Source organism: Variovorax sp. J22R115 (assembly GCF_030317005.1).
GTDB lineage: Bacteria > Pseudomonadota > Gammaproteobacteria > Burkholderiales > Burkholderiaceae_C > Variovorax.
Genome location: NZ_JASZYM010000005.1, coordinates 242433 through 258918 on the forward strand (window position 1 = coordinate 242433; position 16486 = coordinate 258918).

15 protein-coding genes and 1 other RNA gene are annotated in these 16486 nt (G+C 65.7%); 11 read left to right on the forward strand and 5 right to left on the reverse strand.

The features are described from left to right. Positions 1-7: 7 nt before the first annotated feature. Positions 8-3265: an exodeoxyribonuclease V subunit beta gene (locus tag QTI04_RS10950; RefSeq protein WP_286615629.1), complete on the forward strand. Its 3258-nt coding sequence runs from the start codon at positions 8-10 to the stop codon at positions 3263-3265. After that, the gene (locus tag QTI04_RS10955; protein ID WP_286615631.1) at positions 3262-4512 is read left to right on the forward strand and encodes a TIGR03862 family flavoprotein; all 1251 of its coding nucleotides are present in this window, start codon (positions 3262-3264) and stop codon (positions 4510-4512) included. The genes QTI04_RS10950 and QTI04_RS10955 overlap by 4 nt, the downstream gene beginning before the upstream one ends. Positions 4513-4901: 389 nt before the next feature. On the opposite strand, the gene ffs is transcribed toward QTI04_RS10955, so the two are convergent. After that, positions 4902-4998: signal recognition particle sRNA small type (gene ffs / locus QTI04_RS10960), an RNA gene on the reverse strand. A gap of 38 nt (positions 4999-5036) precedes the next feature. Beyond that, positions 5037-6161 (reverse strand): hypothetical protein, encoded by a 1125-nt coding sequence (locus QTI04_RS10965; RefSeq protein ID WP_286615633.1) that lies wholly within the window; start codon positions 6159-6161, stop codon positions 5037-5039. 112 nt (positions 6162-6273) lie between these two features. Between QTI04_RS10965 and dnaX the strand changes: the two genes are divergently transcribed. From dnaX to QTI04_RS11000, 7 genes are all read left to right on the forward strand, one after another. Next, positions 6274-8091: a DNA polymerase III subunit gamma/tau gene (gene dnaX, locus QTI04_RS10970; RefSeq protein ID WP_286615634.1), complete on the forward strand. Its 1818-nt coding sequence runs from the start codon at positions 6274-6276 to the stop codon at positions 8089-8091. A gap of 41 nt (positions 8092-8132) precedes the next feature. Beyond that, a complete protein-coding gene (locus QTI04_RS10975; protein WP_012747441.1) occupies positions 8133-8465 on the forward strand; it encodes a YbaB/EbfC family nucleoid-associated protein in 333 nt (110 codons plus the stop codon). Between the two features lie 17 nt (positions 8466-8482). Next, on the forward strand, positions 8483-9073 hold the full coding sequence (gene recR, locus QTI04_RS10980; RefSeq protein WP_286598550.1) for a recombination mediator RecR: 591 nt from the start codon (positions 8483-8485) through the stop codon (positions 9071-9073). 25 nt (positions 9074-9098) lie between these two features. Then, complete coding sequence (locus QTI04_RS10985) at positions 9099-9491, forward strand: MAPEG family protein (protein ID WP_286615636.1); 393 nt, start codon at positions 9099-9101, stop codon at positions 9489-9491. A 112-nt stretch (positions 9492-9603) separates the two neighbouring features. Beyond that, positions 9604-10638, forward strand: coding sequence for an ABC transporter substrate-binding protein (locus QTI04_RS10990; RefSeq protein WP_286598546.1), 1035 nt, complete (start codon positions 9604-9606; stop codon positions 10636-10638). Positions 10639-10687: 49 nt separating this feature from the next. Further along, positions 10688-11503 carry an ABC transporter ATP-binding protein gene (locus tag QTI04_RS10995; RefSeq protein WP_286615638.1) on the forward strand — a complete coding sequence of 272 codons (816 nt, stop codon included), beginning with the start codon at positions 10688-10690 and terminating at the stop codon, positions 11501-11503. A gap of 1 nt (position 11504) precedes the next feature. Next, positions 11505-12338 carry an ABC transporter permease gene (locus QTI04_RS11000; protein ID WP_286598542.1) on the forward strand — a complete coding sequence of 278 codons (834 nt, stop codon included), beginning with the start codon at positions 11505-11507 and terminating at the stop codon, positions 12336-12338. Positions 12339-12370: 32 nt separating this feature from the next. On the opposite strand, the gene QTI04_RS11005 is transcribed toward QTI04_RS11000, so the two are convergent. Together QTI04_RS11005 and gloB are read right to left on the reverse strand one after the other, a co-directional pair. Further along, a complete protein-coding gene (locus QTI04_RS11005) occupies positions 12371-13933 on the reverse strand; it encodes a transglycosylase SLT domain-containing protein (protein ID WP_286615640.1) in 1563 nt (520 codons plus the stop codon). Beyond that, positions 13930-14727, reverse strand: coding sequence for a hydroxyacylglutathione hydrolase (gene gloB, locus QTI04_RS11010; RefSeq protein ID WP_286615641.1), 798 nt, complete (start codon positions 14725-14727; stop codon positions 13930-13932). The genes QTI04_RS11005 and gloB overlap by 4 nt, the downstream gene beginning before the upstream one ends. Between gloB and QTI04_RS11015 the strand changes: the two genes are divergently transcribed. Together QTI04_RS11015 and rnhA are read left to right on the forward strand one after the other, a co-directional pair. Beyond that, positions 14726-15493, forward strand: a complete 768-nt coding sequence (locus QTI04_RS11015) for a class I SAM-dependent methyltransferase (RefSeq protein WP_286615643.1) — start codon at positions 14726-14728, stop codon at positions 15491-15493. The genes gloB and QTI04_RS11015 overlap by 2 nt on opposite strands. 17 nt (positions 15494-15510) lie before the next feature. Then, on the forward strand, positions 15511-15960 hold the full coding sequence (rnhA, locus tag QTI04_RS11020) for a ribonuclease HI (RefSeq protein WP_286598535.1): 450 nt from the start codon (positions 15511-15513) through the stop codon (positions 15958-15960). Positions 15961-15980: 20 nt separating this feature from the next. Here the strand turns inward: rnhA and QTI04_RS11025 are convergent, their stop codons facing one another. Continuing rightward, positions 15981-16463, reverse strand: coding sequence for a Crp/Fnr family transcriptional regulator (locus tag QTI04_RS11025; RefSeq protein ID WP_286598533.1), 483 nt, complete (start codon positions 16461-16463; stop codon positions 15981-15983). Positions 16464-16486 lie beyond the last annotated feature (23 nt).

The following is a 16486-nucleotide window of genomic DNA, read 5'->3' on the forward strand; positions in this document are numbered from 1 at the left end:
CGCCAACATGACTGCCGCCGCAGCCTATGAACACAACGGCGTCCGCGTCTCGCGCGAGCGCTTCTATGCCATCGCCTGCGATCCGCGTCGCTCGGTGGCCGTCGAAGCCTGCGCGGGCGCGGGCAAGACCTGGATGCTGGTGTCGCGAATCGTTCGCGCCTTGCTGGAGGAGGGCGAGGGAGCTTGTGCGCCGCACGAGATCCTGGCGATCACCTTCACCAAGAAGGCAGCGGGCGAAATGCGCGAGCGCCTGGACCAATGGCTCGAAAGGTTCGCTGAGCAGCCGGCGGTCGAACTGGTGGCCGAACTGGTGATGCGTGGCATGGACCCGTCAGCCGCGGAGGCTGCCGCGCCACGGCTGCAAGGCCTCTATCGCGAACTGCTTGCAGGCGGTCGCCCCGTGCAGTTCCGCACCTTCCATGCGTGGTTCGCCGGCTTGCTGCGGAGCGCACCGGTCGCGGTGCTGGAGCGGCTTCGATTGCCGGCCAATTACCAGTTGCTCGAAGACGATGCCGAGGCGCGGGTGCGCGTGTGGCGGCCGTTCTATTCGGCCGTCACCGAAGACGGGGCCGCATCGGCCGACTACCACGCGCTGGTCGCAACCCATGGTCGATCGCAAATCGCCAAGGCGCTGGACGATGCGCTGACGCGCCGCGTCGAGTTCGCGCTCGCGGATGCGCACGACGCGGTCGACGAGGCGGTGACGCCGATGGGCGAGATGTACCCCGCCTTCGCGCGTGCCGAATCGCCGGAAGACATCCTCCTTCATGACCCTGCATGGCGCAGCACGATGCTGGCTGCGGCCCGAGCGCTGGGTCGTGCGAGCGCCCCGACCTTTTCGCGCCGGGGCGTCGAACTTGAACAGGCCGTAACCGAAGGCCAGGCCGCCGGCGTACTCGACGCGCTGCTGACCCAGAAGGGTGAGCCGCGCAAGTTCAGCGAAAAGCTGGCCGGACTCGAGGATGTGCGGGCTGCGCAGGAACGTGCGCTGCAATTCTGCGCTGCGCAGGCGCAGCACGAAGCCTGGCTCTACCAGCAACGCATGGCGCGACTGACGCGCTTGCTGAATGTCTGCTTCATGGAGGTCAAGGCCACCAACGGCTGGGTCGACATGAACGACGTCGAGCAGGCCGCGCACCTGCTTCTGGGCAACGCGGAGCTTTGGGGTTGGGTGCAGGAGCGGCTCGACGCGCAGGTGCGCCATCTGCTGGTCGACGAGTTTCAGGACACCAACCCGCTGCAATGGCAGGCGCTCAATGGTTGGCTCGGCAGCTACGCGGGAGCGGGTGGTCGGCGTCCGGGCGTATTCATCGTGGGCGACCCGAAGCAGAGCATCTACCGGTTCCGGCGTGCGGAGCCCCAGGTGTTCATCGCGGCGAAGCAATTCGTCCAGCAGGGCCTCAACGGTGATCTGCTGAATTGCGACCACACGCACCGGAATGCGCAGGCGGTGGTCGGGCTGGTCAATGCGGCAATGCAGGATGCCCAGCAGGCCGGCGAATTCAGCGGCTTCCGCAACCATACGACCGAGTCGCGCGTGCCGGGACAGATCCGCAAGCTGCCGCTGATATCTCGCGATTCGATAGGGCCTGCGGAAGCGACCGGAGAACTGGTCGCCGACGCTGATGGTGCACTGCCATGGCGCGACAGCCTCACCACGCCGCGCGTGCTGCCGGAAGAGCGCCTGCTGCAGAAGGAATGCGAGCAGGCGGCACGCTGGATTGCCGAGCGCATCGCGGGCGGCCTGGCGCCCAGCCAGATCATGGTGCTGGCACGCCGGCGCAGCCGACTGGCTGTCCTGCAGGATGAACTGCGCAAGCTGCACATCGCGGTCCAGCAGCCCGAGAAGAACGACCTGAACGACGCCCCCGAGGTACAGGACGTGGTCGCGCTGATCGATGCGCTGGTCTCTCCGGACCACGACCTGTCGCTCGCGCGAGCGCTGAAATCGCCTCTGTGGGGCGCCGACGACGATGCCCTGGTGCAGCTCGCGCTGCGTCAGCGAGCGGGCCGTGCGAGCTGGTTCGACCTGCTCCAGGCGCCGGACTGGCCGGAGCCGCTTGCCGGCATTGGCCCGCGTCTGCGCAAGTGGCAGCAATGGCTCGCCGCGTTGCCGCCGCACGATGCGTTGAGCGCAATCTTCCACGACGGGGACGCGCTCGCGAAATTCGCTGCCGCCGCGCCCGCCGCGCTGCGCAAGAGCGTGCTGGCCAACCTGCGCGGGCTGCTGGCGGCATCGCTCGAACTCGATGGTGCGCGCTTCGCAACGGCCTATGGCTTCGTGCGTGCGGTCCGCGCCGGCGGTGTTCGCGCACCTTCGGTCGCGGTGGCCGACGCCGTGCAACTGCTGACGGTCCACGGCGCCAAGGGCCTCGAAGCCGAACTCGTGCTGCTGCTCGACACCGACGCATCGGCTCAGCGTGCCCAGACCATGGGCGTGCTCGTGAAATGGCCTGGCCATTCCGCCGCGCCCGAGCGCTTCGTGTTCATGGCGAGCGAAAAGAATCCGCCGGCTTGCACCGTCGATGACCTTGCGCAGGAGCAGGCGGCAAGACACCGCGAAGAAATCAACGCGCTTTATGTAGCGACGACGCGCGCCCGGGGCGAACTGGTTGTCTCCGCTGTGGCCGCCGCACGGCCCAACGCCCAGAGCTGGTGGGCGCGGTTGGAGGCGCGCTGCACGCTGGTCGGCGATGTGAGCGACACAGCCCGTGTGGCTTCCGCCCACGTCCCTGCCACATTCCAGATGCTGCGCTTGCCAGAACCGATGGTGGCTTCAACGACGCGAACTGTCGTTCTCGCTGCACCCGATATCGACGCGCGGGCGTCGGCGATGGGGCAGGCCATGCACCGGCTGCTCGAATGGGCGCAGCCCGGCGCCGCATTGCCGGTCGAGCATCTTCGTGCCGCGGCGCGCGAGTTCTCGCTCGACCTGCAGGCCGCGCGTGCCGCGGCGGCCCTGGCGCAGCGGATTCGCTCCGGCAAGGGCGCATGGGCTTGGGACAGCGATTCGCTCGACTGGCACGGCAACGAGGTCACGCTGGTCCACGAAGGGCAGACGCTGCGGATCGATCGCCTGGTCCGCCATCGCGAGAGCGGTGCGTGGTGGGTGCTCGACTACAAGTCCGCCGCCCGACCCGAACGTGACGCGAGCCTGATCGCACAACTCAACCGCTACCGCGATGCGGTGCAACAAGCTTATCCCGGTGAGACGGTGCGCGCCGCGTTCCTGACCGGGCAGGGCGAACTGGTCACACTCGAATGAAACAAGATCAACGTGTCGCCGTCGTCGGCGGCGGTCCAGCCGGATTGATGGCAGCCGAGGTCCTCAGTGCGCAGGGCGTGCAGGTACATCTGTACGACGCGATGCCTTCCGTCGGACGCAAGTTCCTGCTCGCGGGGCGCGGCGGCCTGAACCTCACGCATTCGGAGCCCTTCGACGTCTTCGCAGGCCGCTTCGGCGAGCGCCGCGGGCAGATCGAACCGCTGCTTCGCCGCTTCGGGCCCGACACACTGTGCAAGTGGGCGCACGGCCTGGGCATCGAGACCTTCGTCGGCACCTCCGGACGCGTATTTCCCAAGGACATGAAGGCAGCGCCGCTATTGCGCGCGTGGCTGCATCGCTTGCGGCAGGCCGGTGTGCAATTCCACATGCGGCACCGGTGGCTCGGCTGGCCCGATGTCGCGGCGCCTGCAACCGCGCTGCGTTTCGCGACCGCTGCCGGTGAGGTCGTGGCGCCTTTCGATGCTGTGGTCTTCGCGCTCGGGGGGGCGAGTTGGTCGCGGCTTGGCTCCGATGGAGCCTGGGTGCGGTGGGTGTCGGAGCGCGGCGTGCAAGTCGCGCCGCTCGCGCCGGCCAACAGCGGCTTCGACCTGCAGTGGACGCCCTTCTTTGCCGAGCGCTTCGCGGGCATGCCCTTCAAGTCGGTCGCGATCTCTTTCACGGATGCCGTAGCCCATCGCTTCGTGCGCAAGGGCGAGTTCGTTGCCACTGCGACGGGTGTCGAAGGCAGTCTGATCTACGCGGTCTCTGCGTTGCTGCGTGATGAAATTGCCGCCAATGGAAGCGCCACCTTGCTGCTCGACCTGCTACCCGATCGCAGCCCGGAGCAGGTACGCGCCGCTGTGCTGCATCCACGCGGCTCGCGTTCCGTCGCCAGTCATCTGAAGAGTCGGCTCGGGCTGGAAGGCATCAAGACCGCCGTGCTGCACGAAGTGCTCTCACGCGACGAAATGCACGTGCCCGAGAAGCTGGCCGAAACCATCAAGGCCGTGCCGCTTCGGCTTCTCGCGCCGAGGCCCCTCGACGAGGCGATCAGTACCGCGGGCGGCGTTCGCTTCGATGCGCTGGACGACCACCTGATGAGCACCGCGCTGCCCGGCGTTTTCTTCGCAGGCGAGATGCTGGATTGGGAAGCGCCCACCGGCGGTTACCTCCTGACGGCGTCCATGGCCTCTGGTGCCGCTGCTGCACGGGGCGTGCTCATGCGATGGGGGAAGCAGGGCGGTTGACGATCGCGAGCCGAGTGGGGCCTCAGCGCCGCACTTGCCAGTGCCGTGCGGTCGTGGCGACGACGCGCGCCGCATGGCCCCTGAGATCCTCGCTTCCGCCTCTTTCCTGCGGGACGGGGAACGGCCAGGTTGAACGCCTGACGATCTGCGGGCGGGGTGTGAACGGAAGCACCCGCGCAGCGGCCATTGGGGGGATGAAAGGGGTCATGTGTCGCCTCGATGTTGTTCTTGGGGACGACGAATTCTACTTGAATCACTGTATTTAAATACAGTATTTTGGCCCGCTCGACAGCCCGGCTGGAATGCGCGAGCAATGAGAACTGGTCGGGGCGCCTGGCCCCGCGGGATGCGCGTGAGCTATCGAAAACTCACGGCTTCTGGATTGTGGGGTTGACGAGCCTTACCCCCGGCACTGACTACGCAGTTAGGGCTGCTTGGTTCCCCACCTGACCCGGTTGGCCACTTCACCATGCGGGGAGGCCCGTCAACTGACGATTGTAGGCGACTCCAGGCGACCCCTCGCTTCACCAAGCCATCAGCGAGGTTTCAAGTGCCGCATCGGCGTAGTACAGACGCACGCCAACCTGATAGTGCCGCCCCTTCTGCAGCCGCATGCTGACCTTGGCGTTGAGGTCGGTGCCGCTGTCGTCGGCACCCGCGATCTGCACGTTGCCCGAAGGCGTGACCTCGAACAGCACCATCACCGTGTCGGAGGTTCCGAAGGTCCCGATGTTGTAAGTACGGGTGCGCGTCGGCAAGAAGTCGAAGGTGCGGGTTTCGCCCGGCTTGAGCTTGAGCAGTTGCGAGAGCCCGACCTTCAGCGTGGAGGTGCTGGGCGCCCGCACACCGGGATAGGACTCGACGACCCAGGCCTTGTCGGCATAGGAGAGTCCCCCCTTGGGCGTGAGCCCGGCCGTGTACTTCGCCGGGGCTTCGATGAGCCCGGCGTCGAACTGGTATTCCATGACCGAATCCGGATCCCACGTTGTGCCTTTGATCTGCGAGGTCGGAATTTTGCGCAGGATGTTCCATTCGATCTGCGACGGGTCCCAGTTGTTGGGCGGGCCCGAGAAATAGGCGATCACGGCACTCCGATTCCAGGTGATGCCGGCATTCGGGTTCTGGTGCTCGTGTTCGAGTGCGATGGTGTGGCCGATCTCGTGCAAAGCCGTGTCGTGTCCGTAGTCGGTCGTCAGCGGCCAGCCGAAATTCATCGTGCGTTCCTGCGGCGATCGGGTGCCGAGTACGTCGCGTCCCACATAGGACCACGAGCCGTCCTGCTGGTCGAAGCCGATTCGCACGATGGCGTCTTCGGGCGCATCCACCTTGCGGAAGCTGATGCCGATACCCAGCTTGGCCCAGGCCTCGAACGAACTGTTGACGACGGCGATGTCGGCCGTGCTGCCTTGCCATGCCGCGGGCACGGCATCGCCACGCTTGAAGCAGTAGTAGGTGAGTTGCGTGCCGTTCACCCATTTCTTGCTAGCGGACATGATGGCACTGGCGCGGCCTGGCGCCACGCTGGGGTCGAACTTGCGCACCGGCTGCACGGGCTGCACGCAATAGCGGCGTGCGCCTGGATTGCCGGCCTGCCTGGAATTCCTGGCCGCGGCGGTGCCGGCGGCCTTTTTGCGTGGCGCGGTGGGCATATCGGTCTCCTCGATGGTGTTTTCATGCTAGGCGCGGGGTGCGCGAATTCCATCTGCAAGATGGCCTAGGCTGGCGCGGGAGGCGGGTCCGGCACCCCCCTAAAATGCGCTGATGGCCTATCTCGTGCTCGCTCGCAAACACCGTCCCAAAACCTTCAGCGAGATGGTGGGCCAGGAGCATGTCGTCCAAGCGCTCGAAAACGCGCTCACGTCGCAACGGCTGCACCACGCCTATCTTTTCACCGGGACACGCGGCGTCGGCAAGACCACGGTGTCGCGCATCCTCGCGAAGTCGCTCAACTGCCAGGGGCCCGATGGGCAGGGTGGAATCACTGCCACGCCGTGCGGCATATGCCAGGCGTGCAGGGACATCGATGCGGGCCGTTTCGTCGACTACACCGAGTTGGACGCGGCATCGAACCGCGGCGTCGACGAGGTGCAGGCGCTGCTGGAGCAGGCGGTTTACAAGCCGGTGCAGGGCCGCTTCAAGGTCTTCATGATCGACGAAGTGCACATGCTCACAGGCCACGCATTCAACGCCATGCTGAAGACTCTGGAAGAGCCGCCCGAATACCTCAAGTTCGTGCTGGCCACGACCGATCCGCAGAAGGTGCCGGTCACCGTGCTCTCGCGCTGTCTGCAGTTCAACCTGCGGCCCATGGCGCCCGAAACCGTTCTCGAACACCTCACCCGCGTCCTGCAGACGGAAACCGTGCCGGCCGAGCCGCTCGCGCTGCGCCTGATCGCACGCGCCGCGCGCGGCTCGATGCGCGATGCGCTGTCGTTGACCGACCAGGCGATCGCCTTCGGCAACGGCGAACTGCTGGAGAGCGGCGTGCGGCAAATGCTGGGCAGCGTCGATCGCGGACACGTCTATCGCCTCATCGAGGCGCTGGCGCAGGGCGACGGCAAGACGGTGGTCGACACCTCCGAGGGGCTGCGCCGGGATGGTTTGTCGGCCGCGTCCACCCTCGAGGAAATGACCACTGTGCTGCAAGGCATGGCGGTGTTGCAGGCCGTGCCCTCGCGCGCGGAAGCGGTCAGCAGTGCGGATCCCGAGACAGCTGAAACGGCGCGGCTCGCTGCATCGATGCCCGCGGACGAAACGCAGTTGCTCTACAGCCTCTGCCTCCACGGCCGCGGCGAACTGGGGCTCGCGCCCGACGAATACGCGGCGCTCACGATGGTGCTGCTGCGCCTGCTGGCGTTCAAGCCCTCCGGCGCGGCCGGCGCGGAAAAAAAAACTCTGAATGAAGCTCGGCGGCCCGTGGTGGAATCGCCGAGTGCCGTGCCTGCGGAGCTGGTGCGGCCGTCAGCCGCGCCAACCGATTCGATGGGGCCGGTCGTCGCGTCGACCGCACCACCGGGGCATCGGTTGCCGGTCGTGGATGCGCCTTCGCTGGCCGCCTCGGCACCGCCGAGGCGCGCGCCTGCCGCCGATGCCACACCCGTCGCCACGAAAGTGGTCGCCATGCAGGTCCGCGTGCAACCGCCGCCTGGCGCGCGAGAAGGTGAATCCGTTGCCATCTCTGCGCCGATCCAGCCGAGCGAGGAGGGCGACTTCTGGCACGCAACGGTCACGCAATTGGTCGCGGCCGAGTCCATTGCGGCGTTGTCGCGCGAACTCGCACTTCAATCCCAATTGGTGGCGCGCGACGTCGATCAGTGGCTACTGCGCGTGGAGCGCGAATCGCTCAACCAGACGAGCAGTCGGGAGAAGCTGCAGGCTGCGCTCGCAACCCTTGGCCATGGCGTGAAAATCGCCATCGAGATCGGTGCTGTCGTCGACAGCCCGGCGCGCCGCAACAAGCACGCGGCGGACGAGCGTCAGCGCGTGGCCGAGGAGGCGATTCGCAACGATCCCGAAGTGCAGTCGATGATGCGTGACTGGGACGCGCGAATCGTTCCGGGTACGCTTCGCCCGGCCTAGTTTCATTCATTCATTCTCATTAACGATCGACAGGACCAACGATGTTCAACAAAGGACAACTGGCCGGCCTCATGAAGCAGGCGCAGGCAATGCAGGACAACCTCAAGAAGGCGCAGGAAGAACTCGCCACCATCGAGGTCGAAGGCGAATCGGGTGCCGGACTCGTGAAGGTCGTGATGACGTGCAAGCACGACGTCAAGCGCATCACGATTGACCCCAGCCTGCTGGCCGACGACAAGGACATGCTCGAGGACCTGGTGGCCGCTGCTTTCAACGCTGCGGTGCGCAAGGCCGAGGAAACCAGCGAGCAGAAGATGGGCAAGCTGACCGCGGGCATGCCCGGGCTGCCCCCCGGCATGAAGCTGCCGTTCTGATGCGCCGTCTGGCCTGAATGGCTGATTCCAGCTCGCTCGATGCGCTGGTCGAAGCACTGCGGCGCCTGCCCGGCGTCGGTGCGAAATCGGCCTCGCGCATGGCCTTCCATCTGCTGCAACACGATCGCGCCGGCACGCAGATGCTGGCGCGCGCGTTGGAGCAGGCTGCGAACAATGTGCGGCATTGCGAGCGTTGCAACACCTTCACCGAGGCGCCGATCTGCAGCGTGTGCCAGGACGCGCGACGCGACGGCAGCAAGCTCTGCGTGGTCGAGACGCCGGCCGACCAGGCGGCGCTCGAACGCACCGGTGCGTTTCGCGGCTACTACTTCGTGCTCATGGGGAAGCTCAGTCCGCTCGACGGCATCGGGCCGAAGGACATCGGCCTCGCGAAGCTGTTCGAGCGCGCGCTCGACGGTACCGTCAGTGAAGTCATCCTCGCCACCAATTTCACTGCCGAGGGCGAAGCCACGGCTCATGTGATCGGCGAGGCGCTCAGGCAGCGCGGCCTGACTGTGACGCGGCTGGCGCGTGGCGTTCCGGCCGGCAGTGAACTCGAATATGTCGATCTCGGCACCATCGCGCACGCGCTGGTCGATCGGCGCTGATGAGCAACCCGGGCGAGGAGACGTCATGCATCTGCCACCCCTGACATGGGCCTACTGGTGCGTGCTGATCGCGGTATCGCTGCCCTACGTGTCGTCGTACATCGCGAAGGCCGGCGCCTTCAGCCTGAGCGACAACGAGAGGCCGCGCGAGTGGGGTGGGCGCCAGTCCGGCTGGCGCGCGCGGGCCTATGCTTCGCAGGCCAACGGCTTCGAGGGCCTGCCTTTCTTCATCGGGGCGGTCATCATTGCGCATCAACTCGGTGCGGCGCAGGAAGACATAGATCTGCTGGCGGCAGCCTACGTGGCGCTGCGCATTCTCTATATCGCGTTCTATATCGCAGGCGTTGGCGCTGCGCGAAGTGCAGTCTGGGCACTCGCGTTCCTCGTCAATATCGCGCTGCTGTTCGCAGGGCGATAGCAGTCTTCATGTTTACGTAAAAACCCGCACGGGATGTTCCCGATGCAGGCGCAGAAGTGCGCCCCTAAGCTCGATTCGAATTATTCGAACAAAGGGCCTGCGGGCGTTACTCATGCTCAATCGCCGTACCTTCACCGTTGCCGCTGCGCTGGGAGCCGCCGCCATCGGGGCGCCTCTGGTCTATGGGCAGCCGAAGCTGGAAAAGTCCAAGGTATCGATTGCAGTTGGCGGCAAGGCGGCGTTCTATTACCTGCCGCTCACCATCTCCGAGCAACTCGGCTATTTCAAGGACGAGGGACTTGATGTCGAGATCTCCGACTTCGCTGGTGGCGCACGCGCACTGCAGGCGGTCGTGGGCGGTTCTGCAGACGTCTGCTCGGGTGCTTTCGAACACACCATCAATCTGCAGGCGAAGAACCAGTACTTCCAGGCCTTCGTGCTCCAGGGCCGGGCACCGCAGATCGCGATCGGCGTCTCGACGAAGAACATGCCGGGCTACATGAACATCGCCGATCTCAAGGGCAAGAAGATCGGCGTGTCGGCGCCTGGCTCATCCACCAACATGGTCGCCAATCTCGTGCTCTCGCGCGGCGGTCTGAAGGCCAGCGATGTGAGCTACATCGGCGTGGGCGTTGCCGCCGGCGCGCTGACGGCGCTGCGCTCGGGGCAGATCGACGCGATCAGCAACACCGACCCGGTGATGACGATGCTCGAGCAGAAGGGCGACGTGAAGATCATCAGCGACACCCGCACGCTCAAGGGCACGCAGGAGGTATTTGGCGGACTCATGCCAGCTGCCTGTCTCTATGCGTCCTCGGAATTCATCCAGAAGCATCCGAACACGTGCCAGGCCATGGCCAATGCCATCGTGCACGGCCTCAAGTGGCTGCAGACGGCGGGGCCGGGCGACATCATCAAGACGGTGCCGGAAACCTACCTGCTGGGAGACCGTGCGCTGTACCTCGCTTCCTTCGACAAGGTGCGCGAAGCGATCGCGACCGACGGGCTGGTGCCGGCCGAGGGGCCGAAGACCGCGCTCACCGCGATCGCGAGCTTCGATCCCACGGTCAAGCCCGAAAAGATCGACCTGTCGAAGCTCTACACCAACGATTTTGCGCGCCGCGCCAAGGACAGGTTCAAAGCCTGACCTCGACGTCCCGCAACCCGGCTCCGGCCGGGTTTTTTCTTGCAACGCCATGGCCGACTACGCGCTCGAACTTCTCGACATCAGCTGCACCTTCCGCTCGAAGGACGATCACAGCCAGCGCTTCACCGCCGTCTCCGGCACCACGCTGCGCATCCGCGATGGCGAGTTCGTATCGGTGGTCGGGCCCACGGGCTGCGGCAAATCGACGCTGCTCAATGTGGGCGCTGGGCTGCTGGAGCCGTCGTCAGGGGAGATCAAGGTATTCGGGCAATCGCTCGCCGGCATCAACACGCGCGCCGGCTACATGTTCCAGACGGAAGCCCTGATGCCATGGCGCAGCGCGCTGGACAACGTGATGGTGGGCCTGCAGTACCGTGGCGTCCCCGATGCGCAGGCGCGCGCGCAGGCGGAAGAATGGCTTGCCCGGGTCGGGCTTCGCGGCTTCGGCGACCGTTATCCGCACCAGCTCTCCGGCGGCATGCGCAAGCGAACGGCGCTCGCGCAGGTGCTGGCCCTGGACCCGGACATCATCCTCATGGACGAGCCCTTCAGCGCCCTGGACATCCAGACGCGGCAGTTGATGGAGAACGAGGTGCTGGATCTGTGGGCCGCGAAGAAGAAGGCGGTGCTTTTCATCACGCACGATCTCGATGAGGCCATCGCCATGAGCGACCGCGTCGTGGTCCTCTCTGCCGGCCCGGCGACCCGTCCGATCGGCGAGTTCGCCATCGACCTCGCACGGCCGCGCGACGTGGCCGAGGTCCGCACGCACCCGCGCTTTGTCGAACTGCATACGCAGATATGGAACGTGCTGCGTGACGAAGTATTGGAAGGCTACGCGCAGCAACTCAGGAAGGCGGCGTGAAATGAGCTTTCGGCCGAGCGAAAGCAATGCGCGCTTCTGGCAGATCACGGTCCTCATCGCGCTGCTGGTGGCTTGGCACGTGGCGTCTCGCAATCAGCAGTTCGCGTTCTTTCTGGGCGAGCCGATCCAGGTCGCCGGGCGCATCTGGAGCTGGTTCATGCCGGTCGCCATCCCGCCGAATCCGTTGTTTCCCGATGGCCTGCCTGGCAATGCCGACATCTACCGCCACCTCGGAACGACGCTGCTCGAAACCGTGCTGGCTTTCGTGATCGGTACGTTGCTGGGACTCGCCTGCGGCCTCTGGCTCGCATTGGCGCCGACAGCGAGCCTGGTCTTCGATCCCTATATCAAGGCCGCAAATTCGATGCCCCGAGTGATCCTGGCGCCGATCTTCGCGCTGTGGTTCGGCCTTGGCATTTGGAGCAAGGTAGCGCTCGCAGTCACCCTGGTGTTCTTCATCGTCTTCTTCAACGTGTACCAGGGCGTGCGAGAGGTGAGTCCGGTGGTGTTGGCCAATGCACGCATGCTCGGCGCGAACCAGCGGCAGTTGCTGCGCACGGTGTACCTGCCGAGCGCGACCAGTTGGGTGTTCTCGAGCCTGCACACCTCGGTCGGTCTGGCCTTCGTAGGCGCAGTGGTGGGCGAGTACCTGGGGTCGGCGCGCGGGGTCGGCTACCTGATCCTGCAGGCGGAGGGCACCTTCGACGTCAACACCGTGTTCGCGGGCATCGTGGTGCTGACGGCGTTTGCGCTCGTACTCGACGGCATCGTCGGAGTCCTCGAAAAGCGCCTCATGAAGTGGCAGCCGCGCAGTGGAGAAACCGAGAAGCTCTGAGGCCGGCCCCGACGCCGGCCGCCGGCCTTGCTTCAGCGCTTCTTCTTCGACGGCGTGCCGCCGCGCTGTTCGCGCGCGACCTGGGTGGTCGAGCTCTTGGAGACCTTGGTGGGCGTGCTCTTCGATACGACGCTCGTGCTCTTGAGAACTGGCGCCCCACGCGCGTGCGTCGCGCCCGTCCCGACGCTCATCGAGCGCGCGGCCCTGACCGGGAGGTACACCACCACGTTGAAGCCCTTCTGGAAGGAATGGGTCTGCTTGACGTCATTCCACTCGGCGACGCTCGCCGGACTCAGCTTGTAGCGGCGGGCGATGCTCGCGACGCTGTCCGTTCGGCCGGCCTTCACCACCGTGCGGCGTGTGACGATCTCGGGCTGGAAGCTCAGCTGACCGGTGTCCGCGACCACCGCCGCGACGTCTTCCTGCACGCGTGCGCTGCGCGGCACGATGAGCGTCGAGCCCGCCTTGATGAGCATCCGGGGTGGCACGCTGTTGATCGCACGAAGGTCGACTTCGCTCATGCCGGAGCGCTGGGCTGCATCGGCAACGGTCATGGTCGTGGGCACGGTCCAGGCGGTCCAGCTCGCGTATTGGCCTTGCGAATAGGCTTCGAAGTTGCGCTGGAAGACGGCGGCGTTGTCCCACGGCAGCAGGATTTCCGGCGTGCCTGCGGCGAGCAACACCGGCTTGTGCGCCGAGGGGTTGAGTGCGCGGAAGTCCTCGATCTTCACGTCCGCCAGCTTGGCCGCCAGTGTCACATCGAGGTCGCGCTTGAGCGCGACGGTCTGAAAGTAGGGGTGGTTGGCGATGAGCGGCAGATCGGCGTTGAAGCGCTCCGGATTCGCGACGATGTTCTTGACCGCCTGCAGCTTGGGCACGTACATCCGCGTTTCGGCCGGCATCGAGAGGTCGGTGTAGGTGGCCGGCAGGCCGGCGCGCTGGTTCTTGGCGATGGCGCGGCCTACGTTGCCTTCGCCCCAGTTGTACGCTGCAAGCGCCAGTTGCCAGTCGCCGAACATGCCGTAGAGCTTCTGCAGGTAGTCGAGTGCAGCGCGCGTGGAGGCGACCACGTCGCGCCGGTCGTCGCGGAAAATATTCTGCTTGAGGTCGAAGTCGGTGCCGGTCGCCGGCATGAATTGCCACATGCCCGCCGCGCGTGCGCTGGACACCGCCTGCGGATTGAAGGCACTTTCGATGTACGGGAGCAGCGCGATCTCGGTCGGCATGTCGCGACGTTCGAGTTCCTCGACGATGTGGAAGATGTAGCGGCTCGAGCGCTCGGTCATGCGCTGCATGTAGTCGGGCCGGCTCGCATACCACTGCTCGCGGTCACGCACGAGATCGCTATCGAGGTTGGGCATCTTGAAGCCGCGGCGGATGCGGTCCCACATGTCGGTGGGCGGGGCGAGTGTCACGACGGCGCGCGACTTCGTGTCGCCCGAGGTGATGGGCGTCAGCGCACCGCCCGGATACACCGGGGCCGCGCTGCTTGACGCAGCGTTCGACGTGTCCGTGCTGGGCGAGGAACCCGTACCGGTGGCGCAGCCTGCGAGGAAGAGGGAGCCCGCAAGGCAGGCGGCAACGATAAATTTCATCGAAAGTCGTTTTTCCATTGGCGCAGCGCGGCGAACACCTCGGTCTCCGCGGCCTGTACTGACAGGCCGGCGTGAGCGTAGACCGCTCGACTGACAGTGGCTTCGCGGCTGCGGAGAAAGGGATTGATGAGGCGCTCGGTCGATAGCTGCGAAGGCAGCGTCGGTTCGCCGCGCGCGCGCAGTGCTTCGCACCGCGTCATGTACTGAGCGAGATCGGCGTTGCCCGGTTCCACCGCGCGCGCGAATCTCAGGTTAGCAAGTGTGTATTCGTGGGTGCAGCATACGCGCGTGTTACCTGGCAGCGCGGCGAGCGCGTCGAGCGAGGCCAGCATTTGCGCGGGCGTGCCTTCGAAAAGGCGGCCGCAGCCGCCCGAGAACAGCGTGTCCCCGCAAAAGACCAGAGGGGCGAGATCGCCCGCTGCCGCATTGTGCGGACCGGCCGGCAGAAAGTACGCGATATGGCCAGCCGTATGGCCGGGCACGTCGATCACATCGAAGCGCAGGCCGAGCACGTCGGCATGGTCGCCGTGCGACAGGCGTGCGTAGGGCTCCGGAATGCGCTCGCGGGCAGGGCCGAAGACCGGCGCGCCGGTGGCTTCGTGCAACGCTGCCACGCCACCCGTGTGATCGGCGTGATGGTGCGTGACTAGAATCGCGGCCAGTTGCAGATTGCCGCGCTCGAGTGCATCAAACACCGGCTTGGCATCCCCTGGGTCGACCACGATCGCGTTGCGCCCGTCCTGCAGCATCCAGATGTAGTTGTCGGCAAAGGCAGGCAGCGGAACGAGGGTCATGAGCGGTCAAATTATAGGTTTGCATGATTGGTTCGAGACCCCCCCAGGCCGCTATCTGCTGGACTGGGAGCAGGCGCAGTTCGACCAGGCGGTGGCCGACGTGTTCGGGTATCACGCGTTGCAGTTGGGCCTGGCCGAGGTCGAGGGGCTTCGGACCAACCGCATGCCGCATCGCTGGCTGGCCTTGTCCGACCCCGCGATGCCGGGGCGGAGCGCGCTCGTAACCGATTTCTCGGCCTTGCCTTTTCCCGCCAACAGCCTCGACCTGGTCGTGCTGCCGCACACTCTCGAACTCAGCCCCGATCCGCATGCAACGCTGCGCGAGGTCGAGCGGGTGCTGGTGCCTGAAGGCCGCGTCGTCATATCTGGCCTGAATCCCGCGAGCCTTTGGGGCATGCGGCAGCGTCGCGCACACCTGTACCGGCGGCTTGGATTCGGCGAGCTCTTCCTGCCGGAGGCCGGCGATTTCATCGGCTATCGGCGCATGCGCGACTGGCTGCGGCTGTTGAGCTTCGAGGTCGAATCCGGACGCTTCGGCGTCTACCGGCCGGCGGTGCGCAGCGAGGCATGGCTGGACCGTTGCCGCTGGTTCGACAAGGCCGGCGAGCGCTGGTGGCCCATTTTCGGCGCGGTTTATTTTCTCGTGGCGGTCAAGCGGGTGCGCGGCCTGCGGCTGCTGAGCGCCGATTGGCGCCGAGCCGCCTCGCGTGCCAGCGCCCCCGTCCCGATCGCAGGCAAGATGCACCGCGACACCACTCATCGATAGCAAAAAGGAAACGGTTTTTGAACGAAGTACAGATCTACACCGACGGCGCCTGCAAGGGAAACCCCGGCCCAGGCGGTTGGGGCGCATGGCTCAAGTCGGGCGCCACCGAGAAGGAGCTTTTCGGCGGCGAGCTCAACACCACCAACAACCGCATGGAACTGCAGGCGGTCATCGAAGGGCTGGGCGCGCTCAAGCGCCCGTGCAAGGTCACGCTCTACCTGGACAGCCAGTACGTGCGCATGGGCATCACCGAATGGATCCGCGGCTGGAAGGCCAAAGGCTGGCGCACCTCGACCAAACAGCCGGTCAAGAACGTCGAGCTGTGGCAGCAACTCGACAAGTTGGTGGCGGAAGGCGGACACCAGATCGAATGGCGCTGGGTAAAGGGGCACTCGGGCGATCCGGGCAACGAGCGGGCGGATGCGCTGGCCAACAAGGGCGTGGAGAGGGCGTTGGGGCGGATCTGAGGTCGGTCCGCAGGGGCGCACTAGATTCGCTCAGGCGTCTCCACCGATTCGCCCATGCTGGCCCGGAACAGCAAGTCGTCCGTGATCCGAAGGCGCCGGCTCATTTCGCGGCCGATGTTCATTTGGATGAGCGCGAACTGCTCGACGTCGCGCTCGAACAGCCGATAAAGGTTGGCCGACGAGAGTTCGATGGCGCTGCAATCTTCCGCGGCGCGGACCGAGGCGCTGCGCGGGAAAAGATCCAGCAGGGCCATTTCGCCGAAGCAGTCGCCCCGACCGAGCCGCCGCAGGAGCAGGTCGTGGCCTTGCCAGCTCTTGGAGACCGTGACGCGCCCGCTCTCGAGCACGTACATTCCGCTGGCCGGATCGTTCTCGTGGAAGAAGAAACCACCCGCCGGGACTTTGACCACCGGTGCCGGCGCCAGCAAAAACTCGATGGTCTCAGCGCCGATGGCGCCGAAGATGGGCATCTGCTGCATCAACTCGATTCTGGCTGCGAGCATCGCAACTCCTGGGGTCGGGGTCG

Bases quoted from the DNA above. Each gene is read 5' to 3' on its own strand.
- QTI04_RS10950 (WP_286615629.1), top strand. From the start codon at position 8: ATGACTGCCGCCGCAGCCTATGAACACAACGGCGTCCGCGTCTCGCGC.
- QTI04_RS10955 (WP_286615631.1), top strand. From the start codon at position 3,262: ATGAAACAAGATCAACGTGTCGCCGTCGTCGGCGGCGGTCCAGCCGGA.
- QTI04_RS10965 (WP_286615633.1), bottom strand. From the start codon at position 6,161: ATGCCCACCGCGCCACGCAAAAAGGCCGCCGGCACCGCCGCGGCCAGG.
- dnaX (WP_286615634.1), top strand. From the start codon at position 6,274: ATGGCCTATCTCGTGCTCGCTCGCAAACACCGTCCCAAAACCTTCAGC.
- QTI04_RS10975 (WP_012747441.1), top strand. From the start codon at position 8,133: ATGTTCAACAAAGGACAACTGGCCGGCCTCATGAAGCAGGCGCAGGCA.
- recR (WP_286598550.1), top strand. From the start codon at position 8,483: ATGGCTGATTCCAGCTCGCTCGATGCGCTGGTCGAAGCACTGCGGCGC.
- QTI04_RS10985 (WP_286615636.1), top strand. From the start codon at position 9,099: ATGCATCTGCCACCCCTGACATGGGCCTACTGGTGCGTGCTGATCGCG.
- QTI04_RS10990 (WP_286598546.1), top strand. From the start codon at position 9,604: ATGCTCAATCGCCGTACCTTCACCGTTGCCGCTGCGCTGGGAGCCGCC.
- QTI04_RS10995 (WP_286615638.1), top strand. From the start codon at position 10,688: ATGGCCGACTACGCGCTCGAACTTCTCGACATCAGCTGCACCTTCCGC.
- QTI04_RS11000 (WP_286598542.1), top strand. From the start codon at position 11,505: ATGAGCTTTCGGCCGAGCGAAAGCAATGCGCGCTTCTGGCAGATCACG.
- QTI04_RS11005 (WP_286615640.1), bottom strand. From the start codon at position 13,933: ATGAAATTTATCGTTGCCGCCTGCCTTGCGGGCTCCCTCTTCCTCGCA.
- QTI04_RS11015 (WP_286615643.1), top strand. From the start codon at position 14,726: ATGAGCGGTCAAATTATAGGTTTGCATGATTGGTTCGAGACCCCCCCA.
- gloB (WP_286615641.1), bottom strand. From the start codon at position 14,727: ATGACCCTCGTTCCGCTGCCTGCCTTTGCCGACAACTACATCTGGATG.
- QTI04_RS11025 (WP_286598533.1), bottom strand. From the start codon at position 16,463: ATGCTCGCAGCCAGAATCGAGTTGATGCAGCAGATGCCCATCTTCGGC.